The sequence below is a fragment of the Congregibacter variabilis genome (assembly GCF_045689235.1).
Classification (GTDB): Bacteria; Pseudomonadota; Gammaproteobacteria; order Pseudomonadales; family Halieaceae; genus Congregibacter; species Congregibacter variabilis.
In genome coordinates this window covers 686,695-707,638 of the sequence record NZ_CP136864.1, presented here as the reverse complement: position 1 = coordinate 707,638, position 20,944 = coordinate 686,695, and the positions used below count along the sequence as shown (strand labels likewise).

The 20,944-nt window shown below is 55.3% G+C and carries 16 protein-coding genes and 1 tRNA gene; 8 read left to right on the top strand and 9 right to left on the bottom strand.

Features of this window, described 5'->3' with window-relative positions:
* Window positions 1-40 precede the first annotated feature (40 nt).
* The 7 genes from R0135_RS03190 to R0135_RS03160 form a co-directional block, all read right to left on the bottom strand.
* Window positions 41-763, bottom strand: a complete 723-nt coding sequence (locus tag R0135_RS03190; protein ID WP_407348815.1) for a hypothetical protein — start codon at window positions 761-763, stop codon at window positions 41-43.
* Window positions 764-894: 131 nt separating this feature from the next.
* Window positions 895-984: transfer RNA gene (locus R0135_RS03185), tRNA-Ser, on the bottom strand.
* A 114-nt stretch (window positions 985-1,098) separates the two neighbouring features.
* Complete coding sequence (locus R0135_RS03180) at window positions 1,099-1,563, bottom strand: cupin domain-containing protein (RefSeq protein ID WP_407348814.1); 465 nt, start codon at window positions 1,561-1,563, stop codon at window positions 1,099-1,101.
* A gap of 53 nt (window positions 1,564-1,616) precedes the next feature.
* Window positions 1,617-2,990, bottom strand: coding sequence for a Na+/H+ antiporter NhaC family protein (locus tag R0135_RS03175; RefSeq protein WP_407348813.1), 1,374 nt, complete (start codon window positions 2,988-2,990; stop codon window positions 1,617-1,619).
* A 3-nt stretch (window positions 2,991-2,993) separates the two neighbouring features.
* Entirely contained in the window at window positions 2,994-4,865 is a 1,872-nt protein-coding gene (locus R0135_RS03170; RefSeq protein WP_407348812.1) for an NAD(P)-binding protein, read from the bottom strand.
* 8 nt (window positions 4,866-4,873) lie between these two features.
* Entirely contained in the window at window positions 4,874-7,312 is a 2,439-nt protein-coding gene (locus R0135_RS03165) for a TonB-dependent receptor (RefSeq protein WP_407348811.1), read from the bottom strand.
* Between the two features lie 317 nt (window positions 7,313-7,629).
* Complete coding sequence (locus R0135_RS03160; RefSeq protein WP_407348810.1) at window positions 7,630-9,222, bottom strand: tetratricopeptide repeat-containing sulfotransferase family protein; 1,593 nt, start codon at window positions 9,220-9,222, stop codon at window positions 7,630-7,632.
* Between the two features lie 167 nt (window positions 9,223-9,389).
* Here R0135_RS03160 and R0135_RS03155 point away from each other — a divergent pair, with 167 nt between their 5' ends.
* On the top strand, window positions 9,390-11,102 hold the full coding sequence (locus tag R0135_RS03155) for an amidohydrolase (RefSeq protein WP_407348809.1): 1,713 nt from the start codon (window positions 9,390-9,392) through the stop codon (window positions 11,100-11,102).
* Between the two features lie 79 nt (window positions 11,103-11,181).
* On the opposite strand, the gene rne is transcribed toward R0135_RS03155, so the two are convergent.
* A complete protein-coding gene (rne, locus tag R0135_RS03150) occupies window positions 11,182-14,145 on the bottom strand; it encodes a ribonuclease E (protein WP_407348808.1) in 2,964 nt (987 codons plus the stop codon).
* Between the two features lie 802 nt (window positions 14,146-14,947).
* Between rne and R0135_RS03145 the strand changes: the two genes are divergently transcribed.
* Entirely contained in the window at window positions 14,948-15,877 is a 930-nt protein-coding gene (locus tag R0135_RS03145) for an RluA family pseudouridine synthase (RefSeq protein ID WP_407348807.1), read from the top strand.
* On the opposite strand, the gene R0135_RS03140 is transcribed toward R0135_RS03145, so the two are convergent.
* On the bottom strand, window positions 15,870-16,472 hold the full coding sequence (locus tag R0135_RS03140) for a Maf family protein (protein WP_407348806.1): 603 nt from the start codon (window positions 16,470-16,472) through the stop codon (window positions 15,870-15,872). The genes R0135_RS03145 and R0135_RS03140 overlap by 8 nt on opposite strands.
* A 79-nt stretch (window positions 16,473-16,551) precedes the next feature.
* On the opposite strand from R0135_RS03140, the gene R0135_RS03135 reads away from it, so the two are divergent.
* The 6 genes from R0135_RS03135 to fabF all read left to right on the top strand — a co-directional run bounded on the left by R0135_RS03135 (window position 16,552) and on the right by fabF (window position 20,929).
* Window positions 16,552-17,100 carry a YceD family protein gene (locus tag R0135_RS03135; protein WP_407348805.1) on the top strand — a complete coding sequence of 183 codons (549 nt, stop codon included), beginning with the start codon at window positions 16,552-16,554 and terminating at the stop codon, window positions 17,098-17,100.
* Between the two features lie 3 nt (window positions 17,101-17,103).
* Window positions 17,104-17,286 carry a 50S ribosomal protein L32 gene (gene rpmF / locus R0135_RS03130; protein ID WP_407348804.1) on the top strand — a complete coding sequence of 61 codons (183 nt, stop codon included), beginning with the start codon at window positions 17,104-17,106 and terminating at the stop codon, window positions 17,284-17,286.
* A gap of 206 nt (window positions 17,287-17,492) precedes the next feature.
* Entirely contained in the window at window positions 17,493-18,440 is a 948-nt protein-coding gene (gene fabD, locus R0135_RS03125; RefSeq protein WP_407348803.1) for an ACP S-malonyltransferase, read from the top strand.
* A 28-nt stretch (window positions 18,441-18,468) separates the two neighbouring features.
* The gene (gene fabG, locus R0135_RS03120; protein WP_407348802.1) at window positions 18,469-19,221 is read left to right on the top strand and encodes a 3-oxoacyl-ACP reductase FabG; all 753 of its coding nucleotides are present in this window, start codon (window positions 18,469-18,471) and stop codon (window positions 19,219-19,221) included.
* A gap of 106 nt (window positions 19,222-19,327) precedes the next feature.
* On the top strand, window positions 19,328-19,564 hold the full coding sequence (acpP, locus tag R0135_RS03115) for an acyl carrier protein (RefSeq protein WP_008295499.1): 237 nt from the start codon (window positions 19,328-19,330) through the stop codon (window positions 19,562-19,564).
* A gap of 126 nt (window positions 19,565-19,690) precedes the next feature.
* Window positions 19,691-20,929, top strand: a complete 1,239-nt coding sequence (gene fabF / locus R0135_RS03110; RefSeq protein WP_407349870.1) for a beta-ketoacyl-ACP synthase II — start codon at window positions 19,691-19,693, stop codon at window positions 20,927-20,929.
* Window positions 20,930-20,944 lie beyond the last annotated feature (15 nt).

Below are 20,944 nucleotides of genomic sequence, written 5' to 3'. Positions count from 1 at the left end.
CGCGCTCCCCGAGCGTTATTGCACCCAAAGCGCGTCTGTTTCAGCGGCGAGCGTCGTGAATAGTCTGTAACTCAGCGCGTAGCAGTTCCAGAGACTCGCGCTTGCTTTCAAGAACGTATCTGCCCACAGAGTCTTTTGATATCGATTGGCGTAGATAAAACTGCAGTCTGGGGTGCGTCCTTAGTTCACTGAGAACTTTTTCAGCCTCTTCTGCCGATATATCGATAGTGCAATCATCGCTCAGCTCTTCAACCAGAAGCCCGCTTCCTACCAGCCGTGAGCAGTTCGCGCGCACAGCTTGCTGTACGCTATTGGGTAGCACCCCTCGCACTTCCATACGATAGGGAACGTCGGCAACGAGCGAATTGAGATCCTGTGAGTAATAGGCCGATACTTTTGATCCGAACTCTGGACCGCCCACCAGGCCCATTAAACCCTTGGAGGAGAGCGCGTCGTAGCTACCGCGCACGGAGGCCCGCGGCGTAACATTCGATGCCTGGTAGAACGCGATGACCAACTCTTCGGCAGAAACGTCCTGCGCCTCTTGCCACGCGGTGAGTGCCGTCATCCCGAAGGCTAGTACCTGCTCGTGATAGTTCATTTGCATTTCTATGTCCTGTAACTCAATGGACATATCGTCCAGCAATTGAATGCTGTACTCGTTAGCCTCTTGCTGTTGCAGGCGTCCTTCGTTCCAGCGATCAAACTGAAAGCCAAGAAAAATACCTACTACGAGTAGAATGAATTCGATAGTTGAACTCATCCAGTCATGTTTTAACGTTGATTGCGTAAGGCGTCGTAATAGCACTTTTGATCTCCTGACGCTGCGCTTATTAGCGTTGGGCGCGCTGCAACAAAAAAGGGCTGCCTTGCGGGCAGCCCTTTTGCATTGTGTGGCGGTGGGCTAAGGATTCGAACCTTAGGAAGGGATAAACCTTCAACGGTTTTCAAGACCGCCGCTTTCGACCACTCAGCCAGCCCACCGGATTCTGGCCGTGCAGCCAGAGGACGGGATTATACCTACTGATCGCAGCGAGGCAACGGTAGTCTTCACCTTCAATGCCTCAGCAGGGGTTTTTTACGTTTGCGGGCTTCGAATCACTCGAAAGCAGAGCCATCATCCGAGTAGATAACCCATATCTTCTTGTAGCCTTCGGTCTCCCAGATCCCTGTCCATTCCTTAGGGATGGTGACCGCTTCGCCAGCAGTGATTGTCGTTACCGAGCCATCGCTGGAAGTGAGTGTCACGCCACCTTCCAAGAAATACATGAATTCATCCACACCGTAGGGCTCTTCGATAACCCAGCGGGATTTTCCCGCCAGATACATGCCGCTGGCAAAGCGGCCGTCGGACGACATCAGAGAGGTGATGTCCTTTACCGTGTCGGCTCCCTCACCTTTTACAAGAGTATCCGGCCGATCAAAGATGGCACCGGCGATATCGGCAGTGCTCATTTCAGCTGGATGCACAACATCCTGAGCGGACACTGACTGCAGGGGAGCGGCCATTAGACTCGCGAGCAGGCTTATAGCGGCGATTTTCTTCGAGGGAAATAGATTCATTGTATTACTCCAGTTGAGTGATAAAGCGCCTGGCGCTTCGTGAGTAGCGTCAGTCAAACAAGGTACCCCACCGCTAGATAGCCTGCTCCGGCAATCGCAGCGGCAATAAGCGCGTAGGGTAATTGTGTGAGTGCATGCTGCATGGGTGTGCAGCCCGTCGCCTGAGCCGTCAGAACAGTCGCGTCGGAATAGAAGCACGCGTGACTGCCAAAGGTGCTCGCAGATAGCGTGGCGCCGATTAATAAGGTCATGTCGGCGTTCAGATTTTGTCCCAAAGCAGCAACAATAGGCAAAATGATGACAAACACGCCCCAGTTCGAGCCCGTTAGAAAAGACACCAGACCCATGGCAATAAAAATCGCAAAAGGCAGCAGCTCTGCGCTCAATAGGGGCTCAAGATTTGCAACGACATAAGTGGCGAGGCCGAGATCATCGTTGACCTCTTTGAGGATGAAGGCAGCGACCAGCACTGCCAGCGGCTCAATCATGGTTTTAAAGCCATCAAGTACAGTGTCGAAAGTATCGTGTAGGTCCAGAATACGCAGCGCCAGGATCACCACCGTAGTCGCTCCCAGAGCGATGTAGATCCCCACAAGAAAGTCGTTCCCCGAGGCTATGGTAGCGGCCACAAGCAGGACCATAGGTGCCACAAACAACCACAGACGCGGTTTTACACCTTCTTTGGGTTCAATGGAGCGATTAGCCGCTTCGATGTGCGCAGCTTCTGGAGGCACGGTAACCCCCGTTCTAAGTGCGCGCTCGTCCGCTGCACGCATACTGCCAAGTGACGGGATCCAGCCCGCGATGACCAGAGGCACAATGAGTACGGCGGCCCACGCGTAAAACATGTAGGGAATCGCACTGATGTAAACCTGGAGCCCTTGTCCGTCTTCGGCCAATCCGTTGGCTACAATCAATCCGGCGAAGAAGGCTCCCCAGGTAGAGTAGGGAATGATCACACTGATGGGTGCTGCCGTAGAGTCCACTACATAGGCGAGCTTCTCCCGTGAAATTCGGAACTTATCGGTGATATCGCGCATTGCTGCGCCCACAGCGAGTGAGTTGAGATAGTCGTCGACGAACATGGCGATACCCATGATCCAGGTCGCCAACAATGCCCGGCGAGGATTGGCGACGCGATCACCCAGAAAATGTGTGAATGCGCTGGTCCCGCCGCTGCGCATAAGTAGCGCGATCAAGCCGCCCATAAGACCACACACAAGTATCACCCAGGCGACGTCAGGGTCAGTAAGGACAGCCACCGACGCTTCGGCCATGCCGGTAACAAAGCCACTGCCAAACAGCATCACCAAGCCCAGCAGAGAGCCGCACAATAGCGACTCGATGGGGCGCCGGGTCCAAACGGCAAGCGCGAAAACAAGGGCGGTTGGAAGCAGGCTTAGCGCTCCGGAATTGCTGGCGTCCATGGTCTAGGCTATCTGTTCGCGGGTGGCGCGATGAGCCGCATCGATGGCTCCATTAACAAACGCGTAGGCAGAGGCGTCTGAGTTGGCGATCGATATACGTCCCATCTGTCGTGCGCCGAGTATGTGCGGGCCTTTGTTGGGTCCCCAATCAGCCGGATCAGAATAATCGTTGTATTCGTAGGCGTAGCCATGCGGCCAACGGTTAGCAGTAATAGCTGCGATATCACGCTGGGGATCAAAATCGGTGCTGCGCAGCGCTCCGCCAAGTTGCCCGATGATCCGTCCCTCCATATCGTTCCAACTCATGTCGTAAATAAAGCGCCGCCCAATCACATGTTGTTCCCGCGCGCTCAATCCCTGGTCCGGCGCACAAGGCACCACGCTTCCATGAACGATCATGGGCTGGTCTGGACTCTGGGGGTAGTGCACGCCGCCCATGCTCACGGGAAAGTCCATGCCAAAAGAATGCATAAAGTCGGTTTGCATGACGTTAATACTGTGCATGCCCAGATCTGCAAAGGGCTGCCAGTTGCGCATGGCCACGCTGACATAGATGAGCGGCACTTTGGTGGCGTAATTGATCGCGTCGCGCTGATCCTCGGGAAGCTCCGGGCAGATATGCGGAATGATGGCGTTGTAGCACGCCAGAACTGCATGCTTGCTGCGAACGCGATAGGTCTTACCGTCGCGAACGTAGCTGACGTTCACCATGGACTCATCACTGCTATGGCGCACATCGACGGCGGTGCTATCCAGACGCAGGCGACAGGGGCTTCTACTCATATCAAGCTTTGTATAGTCCGTGTCGGCCCGCACAAGATCTTCCATGGTTGACCCGGGCACAGCCGCAGGAATCAACTTACGAAGAATGGCTCTTGCAACACCTGCGTTACCATCGGGAAAGTGGAAAATATACGGTTCATCGCGCGCAGGCTCATCTGATGCGTCCTCAGGGAGATCAAGATGGAGTGTTCCGGGCATACCCATGCTGGCCGCCGCGAGGGCCGAAATTGCATCGCAGCCAGCACCCCACCAGCCTCGGGCACCGTCTCGAAAGAGGTAATACACATCCTCAGGGACCCCTACAGTCTTGATTAAAAAGTCACGGTAACTTTGCTTTTGAAGCCACTCGGCACGATCTTCAGCTGCAATATGCGCCGCGTAGTTTGTCGTGCTATTCATCAAATTCAGTAGAGCGCTCCGCGCCGCCGGAGGAATCGGGTAATCCTTGACGTCCTCTTCACTAAGGGGGGCATCACCAGCGCCTCGCCAGCTTCTTATACCGGGGAGGGTTCGATCCTGTCCATAGACCTCTTTTGGAAAGTAGCTACCCCGACCAAGTTTATGTCGTGAAAAGAAGTCCTGATCGAAGTAGTCGTAGAACCTTTCGGTAAACACACCGACATCTCGAAGCAGCTGTTGAGCGGCAGGTGAGAAGCTTCCGGGCGTGTCTATGGATTGACTGCCTCCGTAGCCGATTAGCCCTTTACCATCCACCGTGAATTCGTTGCGCCTGGCGTGACCGCCAAAATCGTCATGATTATCGAGGATCAATATACGGCTGTCCGGACCGTTGTGTTGTTGCCAGTAAAAGGCGGCTGCGAGACCAGAAATACCAGCGCCAACCACAACGAGATCGTAGTCGCTGTCAGTTTGTTCCTTGGGGACCGCAAACTTTTTGCCGCCCCAGGCCATGGCGTGGGCTACATCAAAGGAGCCCGGTTGACTGCCGCGCATGCCAGTGAGAGCCGGAGGATAGGAGCTTGAGTTACCTTGCTGAGCGAGAAGCTCAAGCGGAGTCAATGCCCCCGCAGTCGTGCCGAGGGCAATGCCACCGAGAAAGTCTCGGCGGCTGATCTTTAACCGGGAAGGCACTTTGGCCGTTATAGGTTCCAGGTAAAGCGCATACCTACAGTGCGGGGCCGGCTGGGGCCAAATCCAAACTGTACGTAGGGTGAACCTGGCAGCGTGATGCCCACGCCCTGATCAAAGTACTCATCGTCTAAGAGGTTCTCGACGTAGAGCGCCAAGGCCCAACCGGTGTCGGAGCGATACCCACCCAGACCCTGGACTTCGGTGAAGCTACCGATAGAACGTTGCCCTGCGGCCACAGTAATAGGATTGAACGGTTCCCAGTCAGTGGGAGAGTCGTCTTCCCAGCTAGCTGACAGGTTGCCAAAGAGTTCACCACTTCCCAGGGGCATGACTGCATCCAGGGTGCCAAAGGCGGTCCACTCGGGGATGTAGGGGATTGGTGATCCCTCGCAGGCGTTAGCATCGCCAAGAAGCACGTCACCACCACCACAGAAGTCCTGGATACCCGTCGCCTCGCTATCGAACCAGGACATTCCCAGGCCAAAGCTCAAAATGCTGTTGATAGCGAAGTTCCACGTACCTTCAAAGCCCGTGCCATCTACCTGACCGGTATTACACACAATAACCACTGGTGTGCCGGGGACGCCACAAGTCGCCTGCAGGTCCTCGTATTCGTACATGTACAGCGAAGCAGCCACTTGGCTTCGCCCATCCAAATGCGTCGCTTTGTAGCCAACCTCGTAGGAGATGACGGTTTCCGAGTCAAAGGAGGAGGGGCGATGGACGCCTTGCACAGCCTCGACACCACTGAAGGGGCCGCCGGGATCTACAGAGAAACTGTTAAATCCACCTTGTTTATAGCCTGTAGTGACGCTGGCGTAGAAAAGCGTGTCGTCCATAGGGCGCCAGTTCACGACGCCTCGCCAGGTAAATTCATCCCAGCTTTGCGTATCCGACACAGGACCTTCTGGGGTGGTAAATCCAGTCTGCACCACCTGGCCCAGTAGGCTCTGGTTCCTGTCGGTAAGCACTTCCTGCGACATAGTCTTTTCATCGTCGTTGTAGCGCACACCAAAGCTGGCATCGAGTTGCTCGGTTAACTGGAACTGCAAATCCACATAGGCGGCCCAGCCGCTGTAATCACCGATGGTGCGATTCCAGTCATCAATCAGACCGTCGTTACCGCTGGGCGTCCAATCGTAAGTGCCCCAATAATCGTAGAGCACGTAGGCGTACGCGCCATCATAATAGGTATTGTAAAAGTCGAAGACGCCCTGGCAGTTGTCACCCCAGTAAACATTACAGTAGAGATCCTCGTCCTGTTGGCCCAGAAACTCGGTTTCGATATCTTCCTGGTAATAGGAAACACCGGCATACCAATTGAACATGCCTTCGTTGTCTGAGGTTAGACGGAGTTCCTGCTCAAAATATTCGCCTTCCTGAAACTGCTCATAGTTGAAGATCGTGATAGTGGTTGCGTCGAAATCTTCGGTGTAGCCGTAATCATGTTCTTTGTAGCCAGTCAGCGAGGTCAAGGTTGCCCAGCCCAAATCGTAGTTCAATTCAAAGCCGACCTGAAAAACCTCACCGCCATCGAACAGACCGTTGCGGGGGCCGTCAATGCGGACGTTCCTGGGATCTGAGGGGAGGGGGATGTCGCCATAAATGCTTTCAAGTGTCGCAAAAGCCGGCCCATCTCCAGTGGCGCGATAAATAGTGCCTGATTGATCCCGGTCCTCCCATTCTACAAACAGGTTTGCCGTCAGTGCGCCGCCCGCATCGTAGCTTCCTGTGAAGCGCAACGCCGACTTTTCGTGCTGGATGAAATCTTCACCCGTGATTTCGTTCGTCGAATAACCATCTTCCTGAGAGTGCAGACCGGCAATGCGTACCGTGATTGAGTCGCTCACATCGAAGTTTGTGCCACCCTCGATTCGAAAGATGCCGCGCTCTCCAACACGCACATCGACGTAGCTGTCTGACTCTCCCTGGGTGGGACGTCGGCTGATGATATTCATCGCTCCGGCGATGGAGTTACGCCCAAACAGGAAGCCCTGAGGCCCCCGGAGAATTTCTGAGCGCTCTAGGTCGAACACACTGGTCACGGCAGCGCCGTTTCGCCCTTGATAAAAGCCATTCTTGTAAACGCCCAGAGAGGGGTCTCCGCCGTTACCGAAATCGTTCGTGGTGATGCCACGCACGGCAATGGTGTCTAGGAAGCTGTCTTTGGAGTTGCCGCTGACTCCCGGGGTGAAGTTGGCCAGGTCCTTGATGTCATCGGTATTAATTTTACGCAGAAAATCTCCTGACAGAGCCTGCACCGACAGAGGCACATCCATCACTGACTCGGCACGCTTGGTTGCCGTCACGATGACTTCTTCTAACTGCTGTGCATGCACAGTCCCCGCAGCCAACGCTGCTGATACAGCCAGCGCAAGACGACGTTTGGAGGTGCTTGGCGTGAATGGCTTGGAAAGCCGCGAGGGAGTGGGTGTGACTTTGTTCATGGTGACCCCTTTTTTTTGCGTGATGGCAAAGCCATTTGTTAAGGCCTCGAAGTTACAGTCTGCACTCGGTCAACGAGTCCTTCATTTAACTCCTGTTCACATCAGTTACTGATGCAAAGCTGGGCCTTTCTTGTCACGGGCGTATCACAATCGATCTTGTTGAATCAGCATTACGCTGACTTCAAGCGTCTCCACCATCATTGCTTGCTCATCAGCTCAAGCGAGAACGCACCGTCGATATTAGCTCTAGACTACGAAACTACACAGAAACAGACAAGCACCAGCGGCGCAAAAAACCACCCAGTTAGGGTAGGTTGTTAGTGCTCCAGGGGGATATTGAGACTCTGGAGGGATGTTCGCATAGGCTCAAGCTGCGCCTCGTAGCGTCGCCAGCGGCCCACTGAGCGAGTGTGCGCTGCTTCTCGAACCTGAACGACGCTGGCGGTAGTTACCGCGCCCTCTTGCTGATAAAAGTTCAGGCACTGGTCTTCCCAGGGAAGGTCCAGAAAGTTTATGAGGCTGCGGGCGTGAGGCTCGGGGTCAGCCGCCACTTTTTCATAATCCACTTCGGCAAAGCGCTCACCAAAACGTTCTCTCCAGTTCTGCATAAGCTCGTAATAGCGGGCGTGGTGGCGGGCCATTTCGGTTTGTTCGTAAGAATGCGGGTAAGCGTCGGCAAACAATTGCTTAAAGCTGGCAAAGCAGGCATCCATGGGGCTGCGACGAACGTGGATGATTTTTGCATTGGGGAGTGCAGCGAGGATCAGCGGTACAAGTCGGAAGTTCATCGGTAGCTTGTCGACAAACCGCTCCTGCTGGCCTTGCATCGGCTGTGTAAGCGTCATGTAAGCGTTGCCCAGCTGTTTTGGGTCCAGGTCTGCAGCCGAGCGAAAAACTGCTTCTGTACTCCCGTCGCCTGTTGCACCCAGTAGGCGTCGGCAGGCGCCTTCGAACTGACGTAATTCCCCAGCCGAATGCACGGCACTATGACTACTGATAATTCGTTCAATCAATGTTGTGCCGGTTCGCGGCTGCCCCACGATAAAAATGGGTGCATTACTCTCGTTGCCTGGCGCACGCGTCTGCAGCCACTCCCTTGTGTAGGTGTCCGAGAGCATCTTGAAGAAAGCAACCTCCGCGGTCTCGTCGTACTGCATCGTTCGGCGTCGAGCTGCGGCCCCTCGTGCAAACGCTTCGAAGGCGTTGGGCCAGTCTTTGAGGTCCTCTAGCTCTTTACCCAGGGCATAGGACAAATAGGCGAGCTCCTGGTCCTTGAGGTTCTTATCCGCAAGTATCGCGGTCATTTCGTCAATATGCTTTCGGTCTACCACTTTCTCGAGGCTCGAAATCAACCAATGCGTGTTGGCATGGTGAGGATTAAGAGCTATCGCAGCCTCGAGATGTGACCGTGCTCCCTTAAAGTCACCCATAAACATTTGGTTGTTTGCCCGATTGATGAGAAAGCCAATGTTCTTTGGCTGCCTTGCCAGCGCTTTTTCCTGCCACCGCGAGGCAGCCTCAGCATTTCCCAGCAAGGTGTACACAGTGGCAATCGTGTCTTGCACCATAGGGTTGTCGTCGGCGTGAGCCACAGCCTTCACCAAAGCATCCTCGGCGCGATTGACCTGGCCGCGGCGCATAAACAGTCGCGCCAGCTGCGCCCAGGCACCGCTGTGATCAGGCTGGAGCTTGGTGACAGAACCAAAACCCTGGATTGCCGTTCTGGAGTCATCGGCATTAAGAGCAATCATGCCCACCAGGAAATGGCCTTCGGCAAGATCTGGTTTGCGCTCAAGAACCTGGCGGCAGCAGTTAGCTGCGCCAGCTTTATCGCCGCGTTGGAGACGATCAAAACCTTCTCTTAGGGTGGCTCGTAACCAGTTGGCCTGGTCAGCGCTGTGCTGCGCCATTGCGCTTCCTTCTTGTTGACACGGGACGGGCGGTGGAACTCAGTGACCTGCTTGGACTAGGCTTGTGGGACAAAGGTTCTGCCGCCATAGTACCGACTGGCGCAGTGTGAGTCAGCTCTGACGAATGTTTACTGTGCGAAACCTCTTTTAGATTGGGAGTGTCATTGATGCGTATTTATTCTCGTCTGGGTTCATTATTTCTGGTGTTTTTATGCGCCACGCAAAGCATCGCGCAGGAAGATCCGGCTGACCAGGTGTTTACCGGAGGCAAGGTGTACACCCTTGATGAGACTGCTCCGTGGGCCGAGGCGGTGGCTGTCCGAGGGGATACGATCGTTTACGTCGGAAGCGACGCAGGCGTTGAGGCGTTTATTGGTTCAAAAACCCAGCGTCATGAGCTTTCGGGGAATCTGCTTTTGCCGGGTTTTATCGACGGACATATTCATGTGGGCTCAACATTGCCTTACCTTTTTGCCGCCACGCTTTCGCCTGCAATGAGCGCTGATGAGGCTCTTGCAGCGATCGCCCGGCACGCCACAGACAACCCTGATCAAAGTCCGCTGGTGGGCGTTGGCTTCTTGGGTGCGGCCTTTGGTCCCGAAGGTCCCACGGCCAAAATGCTCGATAGCGTCGTAGCGGATCGTCCGGCGATTGTTTTTGATGAGGGCTTTCACTCAGCCTGGATTAATACGCTCGCCATGGAAATGGTTGGTCTTACCGCAGACACCAAAGACCCCAAGCCCGGTGCGCATTTTTATCGTCGATATCCCGATGGCAGTCCCACCGGTTGGCTGATTGAGGGAGAGGCTTTTGGATGGGTGGCAGAAGAGCTCGGCGTCATCGATACGAAACTTCTTGATAAAGCTGCAGACATGTTTCTTGCAAGTATGTCTTCTATGGGGATCACTGCAGCCTTTGACGCTGGAATGATCGAGGGCGATGGCAGCTTGTTTCGCTTTATGGGAGAAAGAGCAGCGCAGGGCGATCTGCCCTTGCGCATTGTAGGCTCGCATTACGTGAACAGCGACCGGGGGCTCGCCACGGCGCTTGAGGATTTGGACAGACTGTCCCGGGCGCATGAGCATGAGTTCTTCGATGTCGAGGTCTTAAAGATATCGCTGGACGGAACAGTCGAGGCGCAAACCGCTTACACCATTGATCCCTATCTACAGCCACCGGGGCACCGGGCAGAGCCTTTGGTTTCTTTGGAAAAGACCAAGACGGTGGTGGCCGCTGCTGCCGAAAAGAAAATCGATATCCATCTGCACGCCATAGGTGATGGCGCTGTTCGAATGGCCCTTGACCTTGTGGAGTATGCCCGGGCCCAACAACCAGATAGCACCAGCCGATTTACCATTTGCCATGCTCAGTTGGTCAACCCCGCGGACGTGCCGCGCTTTGGCGAGTTGGATGTCATGGTCCAGTCAACGCCCACCTGGTATGCCTATGACGACATCGTGTTGGCTTATCTGGGCGAAGAACGGCTTGCCCAGATGTATCCCTTGAACTCCATCGCTGCTGCTGGGGGGAGAGTGACACTGGGTAGCGACTTTCCGGCGAGTTGGATCGGCCTTGATGGAATGAATCCGGTGTTCAATATCGAGATGGGGCTTACGCGTCAGCCACCGGGCGACGAAGACTATATTGTGCAGCCACCGGTTAATGAACGCATAACTCTCGAGCAGGCTATCCGCGGCTATACCATTGACGCAGCCTATCAATTGGGTCTGGAGAACGAGATTGGCTCGATTACGCCCGGCAAGCAGGCTGATATGGTGATTTTAGATCAAGACCTTTTTAAGCTGAGCCCCTATGCGATTCACAAGACCAAAGTGCTTATGACCATCATGGATGGCAAGGTGGTTTTCGAAGCACCATAAAAAAACGCCGGGCCCTTTGTTAAGGACTCGGCGTTACATTGAGAGCTAAACCCGGCAACGTTAACCGGGGCAGGTTCTTCTAACCTTCTGCGCTGCTGGCAGTCTTGGAACCCCGAGGATCGTTGCTGGCTCTGGGGACTTGCCGATCCGGTGCCTCGACAGCGGGGGCGGGGGTCTCAGAGAACAGCACCATTTGCCCGGTCTCAATTTTCAATTCCTGAATCGGAGCCGGGGCAACACGAGGATCATTCACCGCGCGTCCCTGCTCAGTTAAGCCAGTGCCAGATGCGTTGGCTGCTTCCGCTTCAACTTGTAGCGAAGTCACGGGAGCTGTGTCTGGTGATTCAACTTCAGGAGCTGCCTCTGCCGTGATTGCTGGCGCAGCGGCATCCGAAGCCTCTGCGGACTTATCCACGTCGTGAGCCTCGTTACCCCGAGTTTCTGGCTCCGGCGCTTCCTGTACAGGCGATTGTGCAGCCAGGCCCATGGCAGCTTCGATACTGCTGCTGGCTGTTGGCTCTTCAGCTTCCGGAGTGCTCGCTGGTTCCTCAGTGAGGTTTGCCAGCTCGCTTGGAACGGGCTCTGCTGCTAACACTTCATCGGATACTGGAACGACCGCGGGAGCTGCTTCGGCTTCCGGTGATTGGGGTGTCTCTACGTGCGGCTCACTAACCTCAGCCACTACGACTTGTTCGCTTGGGCCATCCGTAGATGGTGAGTCTGTCTCTGCAGTCGTCGCTTGCGTTTCTGGCGCTGCATCTGCATCTGCATCTGTAGCTACAGCCGCTGGACGACGGCGACGACGGGGTTCACCGCGACGCTGACCGCTGGGACGCTTGCGGGGCTTGTTTTCTGCCTCGCTACCATCATCCCTATCCTGTGCAACTTCAACTACTGCGTCATCAGAGTCCAGGGCATCAGCGTCGTTTGTTTCCGCCGATGATTCCTGGTCCTCTGCACCTGGGCGACGTCCACCGCGAGACCGACGACGGCGGCGACGAGGTTTGTCGTCTTCGGACCGTTGGCTGGCCTCACCGTCGGCGTCGCTAACCGCTGTTTCTGCTTCTGCTTCTACTTCTGCATCAGCATCCGCGGCAGTTGACTCGGTGATTTGCTCGCCATCGTCGACAGCGCGATTCTGATTGCGGCCTTGTCCGCCGCGACGTCGGCGACCGCGGGTTCGCTTGGGACGATCCTCATCCGAGGCCTTGCTGTCAGAGCTGGCTCCATCGGGACTTGTGGTCTTTGCGGATTCATCGGAGGCAACTTCCGCGGACGCTTCACTAGCGTTGGGGTCGCCAAAAAAACTGACCCATAAACGTTGTGCCAATCCAGGCTTTGCTGCAACCGCTGCGGTGGCTGCAACGGCAGTTGCAGTGGCGGCGACGGTTGCTGCCTCAGGTTCAGTAACTGGTGCTGCTTCCGCGGGTGCGGGAGCGGCAGTAGGGGCGATTCTTTGCACTACCGCCTCCTGACTTGGCAGGCTGTGATCATGGGCATCCGAAATGCTGTCAGCATCGGGGACAGCTATCTCGACTTTGTAGCTAGTCTCTTGATCGCCATCAACTTCATCATCCCGCAAGCGCGTTACTTCAAAGTGCGGTGTCTCCAGATTTGGATTGGGTATGACAAGTACCCGCACGCGAGTGAGGCTTTCGATCTCGCTCAGAGCAACACGTTTTTCGTTTAGCAGATAAGCCGCCACATCTACTGGCACAATCGCGCGTACTTCAGCGGTACGCTCCTTGATGGCTTCCTCCTCAAGCAGGCGCAGAATAGAAAGCGAGAGCGACTTGGTATCACGAATAGTGCCTTGACCTGTGCAACGTGGGCAAACAATGGCACTGGTCTCACCCAGAGACGGACGCAAACGCTGGCGTGACATTTCCAGAAGACCAAAGCGCGAAATTCGGCCCACCTGCACTCTGGCTCTATCGATGGCCAGGGCGTCGCGCATGCGGGTCTCAACGGCACGCTGATTACGAGCAGCAAGCATGTCGATAAAATCGATAACAATCAGTCCGCCCATATCGCGCAATCGAAGCTGTCGCGCCACTTCGTCAGCCGCTTCAAGGTTAGTCTGCAGGGCAGTTTCTTCGATGTTGACGCCCTTGGTTGCCCGCGCGGAGTTGATGTCAATGGACACCAGCGCTTCCGTGGGGTCGATAACAATCGATCCACCGGAGGGTAAGCGCACTTCGCGCTGGAACGCAGACTCTATCTGGCTTTCGATTTGAAATCGGTTGAAGAGGGGGATGTTGTCTTCGTAGAGCTTGATGCGTTGCTCGTACTTGGGCATGACCATGCTGACAAAGTCCATAGCCTGCTTAAAGGCGTCTGGAGAGTCGATAAGCACCTGATCAACGTCGTCGCGCAGATAGTCTCGCACCGCACGGATAAGGACGTTGCTCTCTTGATACAACAGCACGGGGGAGCGATTCTCTTCGCCCGCCTTGCTCACGGCTTCCCAAAGCTGCAGCAGATAGTTCAGGTCCCACTGGAGTTCTTCGGCAGATCGACCCACACCGGCGGTGCGAATGATGACGCCCATACCATCGGGAATATCCAGTGCGCTGAGCGCTTCGCGAAGCTCTGCTCGATCATCACCCTCTATGCGGCGAGAGATTCCTCCAGCCCGGGGATTGTTTGGCATCAGGACCATGTAGCGACCGGGAAGGCTGATGAATGTAGTTAGCGCAGCCCCCTTGTTCCCACGCTCTTCCTTGTCTACCTGAACGATCAGGCGTGTGCCTTCTTTTACAACATCTCGGATGGAGAATTTCCCGTCGATGTCTTTGGGGTCGCGATAGAAATATTCCCGGGCGATTTCTTTAACCGATAAAAATCCGTGACGCTCAGCACCGAAGTCCACAAAGGCGGCTTCGAGGCTGGGTTCTACCCGGGTGATTTTACCAACGTAGATGTTGGCTTTCTTTTGCAGGCGTGTTCTGTTTTCGATATCCAGGTCGTAGAGCTTCTGACCATCGACAAGTGCTACGCGCATTTCTTCTGCATGCGTAGCATTGATTAGCATTTTCTTCATGTGTAACTAAACCTCTCGTGGGGTTTAGCCGGCGCACGCCAGTGCACACATTCATCATTCGTGACATCGCGAAAACGCAAATCCACGAAAACTTAGTGCGCTGCAGTAAACCCGTTCCACTTAATCGCGGCGGTCTCGCTGCACTAGTTGTTATCTCTGAGCAGACTACGTACCGTCGCTCATCGCTAATTCTGGTCTTGCCCCGGCAACCCTGTTTGTTGGTGTTGCGATCGGGTGCTTTTTTTCAGTTCTTTAGCAGGGCCCTGGAGTGTTAACTCCCGTACCTATGGGCCAATACTGCGCTCATCACATAGGTGCCGGTCACTGCTGTGCGTCTCATGGAGCAAGTTGTAGGTCTTGCCGATGTTACGGCGCCTGACTCAGAACTTGTTCTGTGGTGTGCGAACTGATCAAAAAACGTGTTCTGTAACTCTGTGTTCTTCCAATATTCCAATAGCGCGAGCCGGGTTTTTCCACAAACTCGCCTAGCATCGTATGCTTTCGACCAAGGACTCTCATGGCTGTCCTGGTCGCGTTACGCCTGATAAGTCTCAGACTCACTGTTCTAGCTGACTGCCCATTGCTAACTGCGGGGAAGTCCCGGGCTCAGTCTTGATCGATCATAATTGGCCGACCCCGGGTTGCTTACTGAATAGAGTAGTAGTGCGCCGAGGCGAGATTTATGCGTCAATTCATTCGCCAGCGCGGCATACTAGCAGCTAGCGTGACTCTGCTCAAATAAAAGAAGGACGACCAACAACCCTATGCTGCCTTGGCTCTCAGACAAATTCTGGTACTCGCTGTGAGCGGTGTGCGCTTCCTCACCGTTGATGAGCGTGGCGATGGCCAGCGCCTGGATAACTTCATTCTGCGAGAGTGCCCGGGGGTTCCCAAGACGCGTTTGTACCGGGCAATGCGCAAGGGCGAGATCAGGGTGAATAAGGGGAGGGCCAAGCCTGATCAACGCCTGATCTTGGGCGATACAGTGCGGTTACCTCCGCTGAGCGCCCCCCCGGCTCGAGAACCGGGCGCAGCGCCCCCGGGGTGGCAGGAGCGTCTGGCGGCTAGCGTAGTGTTTGAAGATGATCAGTTGTTAGCAATCGACAAGCCTTCAGGTATCGCTGTGCACGGAGGTAGCGGGCTGCAGTTTGGCCTGATTGAAACACTCCGCAGCATGCGGCCAGAGGCGCGATTTCTTGAGTTGGTACATCGCCTCGATCGTGAGACCTCCGGTCTGGTCCTCATTGCCAAGAAACCTGCGGCGCTGCGAGCGCTGCACGAGCAATTACGTGCTCAGGGCAAGATCGACAAGCGCTACCTGGCGCTTGCAGAAGGCGCATGGCCGCGGCACTTACGCGTTGTAGAGGCTCCGCTAAAGCGCTTCGAACGCAAATCAGGGGAGCGAATGGTGAAAGTGGCTAAAGATGGTAAGCCATCGACCACGGAGTTCAGGATCCGGGAGAGCTTTGCCCAGGTAACGCTGGTTGAAGCAAGGCCGCTGACAGGTCGCACGCATCAGATTAGAGTCCATGCACTGCATGCGGGGCATACGCTGTTGGGAGATGGGAAGTATCAAAGTCCCGGTAGCGAGGCTTACGCCCGTAAGCTGCAGCTGAAGCGCTTATTCCTGCATGCTGAATCGCTGTCATTTACGCTTAACGAGCAGCGTTATGAGCTTCAGGCACCGCTCGGCGAAGAGCTAACTAGCGTATTAAAAAGATGCGCTAAATAGTTGTTTTTAAGATATTTATGTTAGTTGACTTCAGCATATCGCAGGTGGCAATCAGAGGGAGCCCCTCCAGTGCCGTGGGGTCATCGCTCTCAAGTGCGGTGAACAGGCATATGCCCAGTCCCTCCCAGCGAAAACTCCCAGCACAGTCCAGGGGCTCCTCCCGGCGCACATAGTCTGCAACTTCAGCGTCACTCAAAGTCCTGAACCTCACCCTGGTAACAACGCAGCGCGAAGCGATAGTGACGCCCTGGTGGGCCAGGCTAACGGCTGTAAAAAACCTCACGGACTGGCCGCTGCAGCGTCGAAGCTGCTCCTCGGCCTTTACAATGCTGCCTGGTTTGCCAAGAATCGCAGACGATAGAGAGGCAACCTGATCACTCCCAAGGACATACGAGTCAGGGAACTGCGCGGATACAGCCAGGGCTTTGGCGTCGCCAAGGCGCCGGGCAAGGGCATCAGGAGCCTCTCCAGGTAGCGGTGTTTCGTCGGTCTCGGGTGCTATACAGCTAAAGGCAATCTCCAGCCGTTCGAGAAGGCGCCGTCGGTAAGGCGATGTCGAAGCCAGAATTAGTGTGTGGTGCGAAAGATCAGTCATCGGACTATGCTTAAGCTAACGTTCGGGATTGTAAAGATTTTTTTGACAAGTGGGGGGGTGATCACTATAGTGCGCCGCCATGTCGGCAGCCCCCCTCCCGAACCGCGTCAATATACGCAAAGCCGTGACTCGGTGTGCGAAGTATTCTGGCTGTCTTGGATCCGAGCAATTGCCGCAGTTTGCGGCGCTGCTGGATCCAGCCAAGCCGTTTGTTGATGTCGACGTGGAGTTTGGCTCGAACGAGGAAGGCCAGCAATTCGCCGCTGTGGAGATGGGAGCGCGAGTTGTGTTGGAATGCCAGCGCTGTTTGCAGCCAGTGCACTGTGAACTTAGAGCGTCAAGCCGTCTTGGTTTGGTGCCGGGTGACGAACAGGCGCAACAGTTACCTGCAGACCTCGAACCGTTGATAGCGGTGGACGAGGTGGATCTATGGGAGCTGGCCGGAGAGGAATTGGCGCTCGCATTGCCCGTGGTGGCTTATCACCCAGAGGGCGAATGCGAGCCACCGAAGAGTGGTCGACTTGATCGATCAGATAATGAAGAACGGGATTCTACTGACCAAGCGTCGGAGAATCCTTTTAGTGTTTTGTCGGCGCTCTTAGATAGCGGCGATACGAAGGAGAAGTAGCCCATGGCTGTTCAGAAGAGCAAAAAGACCCGCTCGCGACGCGGTATGCGTCGTTCGCATGATTCCTTGAGTGGACCCACATTGAACGTGGATCAGACCACGGGCGAGACGCACCGACGTCACCATATTACTGCGGACGGTTTCTACCGTGGTAAGAAAGTGGTTGATACCGGTACCGACGATTAAATCCTCCCGCTCAATGTGAAAGCATGGGGCGGTCAGGTAGGTAACCAGCGGCACCTTCGAATAAGCAACGGTCTGTAAATGCAGTCTGTTGCTTGATCGCGGTGCCGCAGTTCGTTGCTATACCCGTTTTCATGAACACTATGCGCTCTTGCGTGTAATCGTTACACCTAAGAGTCAGGCCTCCCAGAGCTGATAGGAGTTAGTGTATGCGTCAAGATCTCGCTTTTTTGTTTCCCGGGCAGGGTAGCCAACGCGTTGGCATGCTCGCTGAAGCTGCGACCGAGTTTCCCGAAGTGGCTGCGGTTTTTGACGAGTCCTCCGAAGCTCTGGGTTTTGACCTGTTGGCTTTAGTGCTCGAAGGCGACCCCGAGCAGCTCAATCTGACCGAATACACCCAGCCGGCCCTGTTGGCATCCTCCGTTGCACTCTGGCGTGCCTGGCTTGCTCGCGGTGGCGTAAAGCCTGCGGCGATGGCCGGGCACAGTCTTGGTGAGTTTTCCGCCTTGTGTTGTGCAGGCGCCTTAAGTCTTAGTGATGCGATTACCCTGGTTCGCGAGCGTGGGCGTTTCATGCAAACAGCTGTGCCTGTGGGCGTCGGTTCCATGGCGGCGGTGCTGGGCCTTGACGATGATGCGGTAACACAGATCTGCGAACAGGTGTCTGCCGCTCACGAGGGTGTCGTTGAAGCTGTGAACTTTAATGCACCCGGGCAGGTCGTGATTGCCGGTAATTGCGCAGCCGTGGATGCGGCGATTACGGCATTGAAAGACGCCGGCGCCAAGCGTGCCATGCCGCTGGCGGTAAGCGCACCGTTCCACACTTCATTGATGCTGCCCGCGGGAGAGAAACTTGCCCGAGTGCTCGCAGACATTGAGATCTCGACGCCGGAGATTCCCGTCGTTCACAACGTGCATGCGCAAACAGAGCAGGATCCGGAGAAAATTCGAGAGCTACTGGTACAGCAGATATCCTCGGCGGTGCGCTGGACCGACTGCGTTGCTAAGCTGCAGAACATGGGTGCAGCGCAATTTCTTGAGTGCGGTGCTGGCAACGTCCTGGGTGGACTGCTACGGCGTATTGATAAGGGCGTTTCCTGTGCTTACCTTGAAAAGCCCGAGGATCTCCACGCTGCTGTGAATTCGCTGAGCGATTAAGCAGTAAAAAAATAAAAGGGATAGAACGATGACAGAAGATACGCAGGATACTGGATCCCGGGTCGCCTTGGTGACCGGGGCAAGCCGTGGTATCGGGCAGGCTATCGCTGACGCTTTGGCGGCCAATGGACACACGGTCATCGGCACTGCCACCACTGAAAACGGGGCGCAGGCGATTGATGATCGCCTAAGTGGCAACGGCGGAGCCGGCCTGTGCCTGGACGTTGCAGATCCCGAGAGCGTTGCCTCGGTCCTTGCGACGATCAACGAGCGTTTCGGCGCGCCGCTGATCCTCGTCAACAATGCAGGGATCACCCGCGACAATATTCTTTTGCGCATGAAAGATGATGAGTGGCAGGGAGTGTTAGATACAAATCTCACTGCGCTGTTTAAAACATCAAAAGCGGCCCTGCGTGGGATGACCAAGGCGCGCTGGGGCCGTATTGTGAATATCACTTCGGTAGTAGGCTCTATGGGGAACGCCGGCCAGAGCAACTACGCAGCGAGTAAAGCTGGTGCAGAAGGGTTTTCCCGGGCACTGGCGAGAGAAATAGGTGCACGAAACATCACGGTCAACGCGGTTGCGCCGGGTTTTATCGACACCGATATGACGGCGGCGCTTAGCGACGATCAACGTTCTGCAATGTTGTCTCAGATTCCTCTGGCACGTTTGGGGGAAGCAAAAGAAATCGGTGCCCTTGTTGCATTTTTGTGCAGCGACGCGGCAGCGTATATTACGGGCGAAACAATTCACATTAACGGTGGTATGTACATGGCCTAATGATCGGGATGGGGTGTATGCCGGATAGCAAAAAGACGGTAGACTTCGCACCAACCCGGTAACGTTAGGGGTGTAGGCTTTCCTTCAGCAGGAGTATTCGAGGATCATGAGCAGCATTGAAGAACGCGTAAAAAAAATCGTCGCTGAGCAGCTCGGCGTCAAAGAAGAAGAAGTACAGACCGAGGCTTCGTTCGTTGAAGATCTTGGTGCAGACTCGCTTGACACGGTAGAGCTTGTCATGGCCCTTGAGGAGGAATTTGAAACTGAAATTCCTGACGAGGAAGCTGAGAAGATTACAACCGTCAAGTTGGCAATCGACTATATCAACGAGCACCTCTCCTGAGGGCATCGCTAGCGCGTTTACGCGTTTAGCACGTGAAGAGCCGTGACTACCGCCAGGTATCACGGCTTTTCTGTTTGTGTATACACGGTAAGTTGACGGTGAATCGTCATCGAAGGGAGATCAATGGTGAAGGGAAGACGGGTAGTTGTGACGGGGATGGGCTTGGTCACTCCCGTGGGGCACGATGTGGAGTCAAGTTGGACATCGATACTTGCGGGACGTAGCGGCGCTGCCCCCATAGAGACCTTTGATGTCGACGCTTACAGCACACGGTTTAGCTCGAGCGTTCGGGACTTTGATATCGAAGCGTACCTGCCAGCCAAAGACGCGCGAAAGATGGATACCTTTGTGCAGTACGGCATGGCCGCAGGTATTCAGGCATTCGACCACTCTGGCTTCACCATAAGCGAGGAAAATGCCGGCCGTGTAGGCTGTGCGATTGGCTCGGGTATTGGTGGCATCGGCCAGATAGAGAAAAACTCGGAGATTGTGAATAGCGCCGGTCCACGACGCATTTCGCCGTTTTTTGTACCCGGATCGATTATCAATATGATCGCGGGCAACCTGTCGGTTCGCTATGGTCTGCGTGGCCCCAATATTGCCATCGTCACGGCATGTACCAGTGGCACTCACAATATTGGCCTTGCCGCGCGTATGATTTCTCAGGGTGATGCTGACGCGATGTTAGCCGGTGGCGCCGAAATGGCGACCACAAAAGTCGGCCTGGGTGGCTTTGCCGCCGCACGTGCGTTGTCCACTCGCAATGATGACCCGCAGGCGGCCTCTCGTCCCTGGGATGCGGATCGCGATGGCTTTGTGCTGGGCGACGGTGCGGGAATGATGTTTCTGGAAGAATACGAAAGTGCCAAGGCTCGCGGTGCGCATATTTTTGCCGAGGTATGTGGCTTTGGTATGAGCGGCGATGCCTATCACATGACACTTCCTCCTGAAGATGGTCGCGGTGCAGCGGACGCTATGCGCAACGCGATGCTGGACGCACAACTAGACCCCGCAAGCATCGAGTATGTGAACGCCCACGGCACATCTACACTTGCTGGTGATGTTGCTGAGAGCCGCGCAGTGGAGTCGGTGTTCGGCACTGCTGCCGAGACCGTTGCGGTGAGTTCTACAAAATCCATGATCGGACACCTCCTTGGAGCCGCCGGTGCGGTAGAGGCGGTGTTTGCGGTGCTTGCCGTTCGTGATCAGGTGGCTCCACCGACGATTAATCTGGATAAGCCAGGCGAGGGTTGCGTGTTGGATTATGTTCCCCACACCGCGCGGGAAATGACCATCACTCACAGCCTCTCTAACTCTTTCGGTTTTGGTGGCACCAACGGCTCCTTGATATTCGGTCGCGTTTAAGCGGCGAGTTGACAC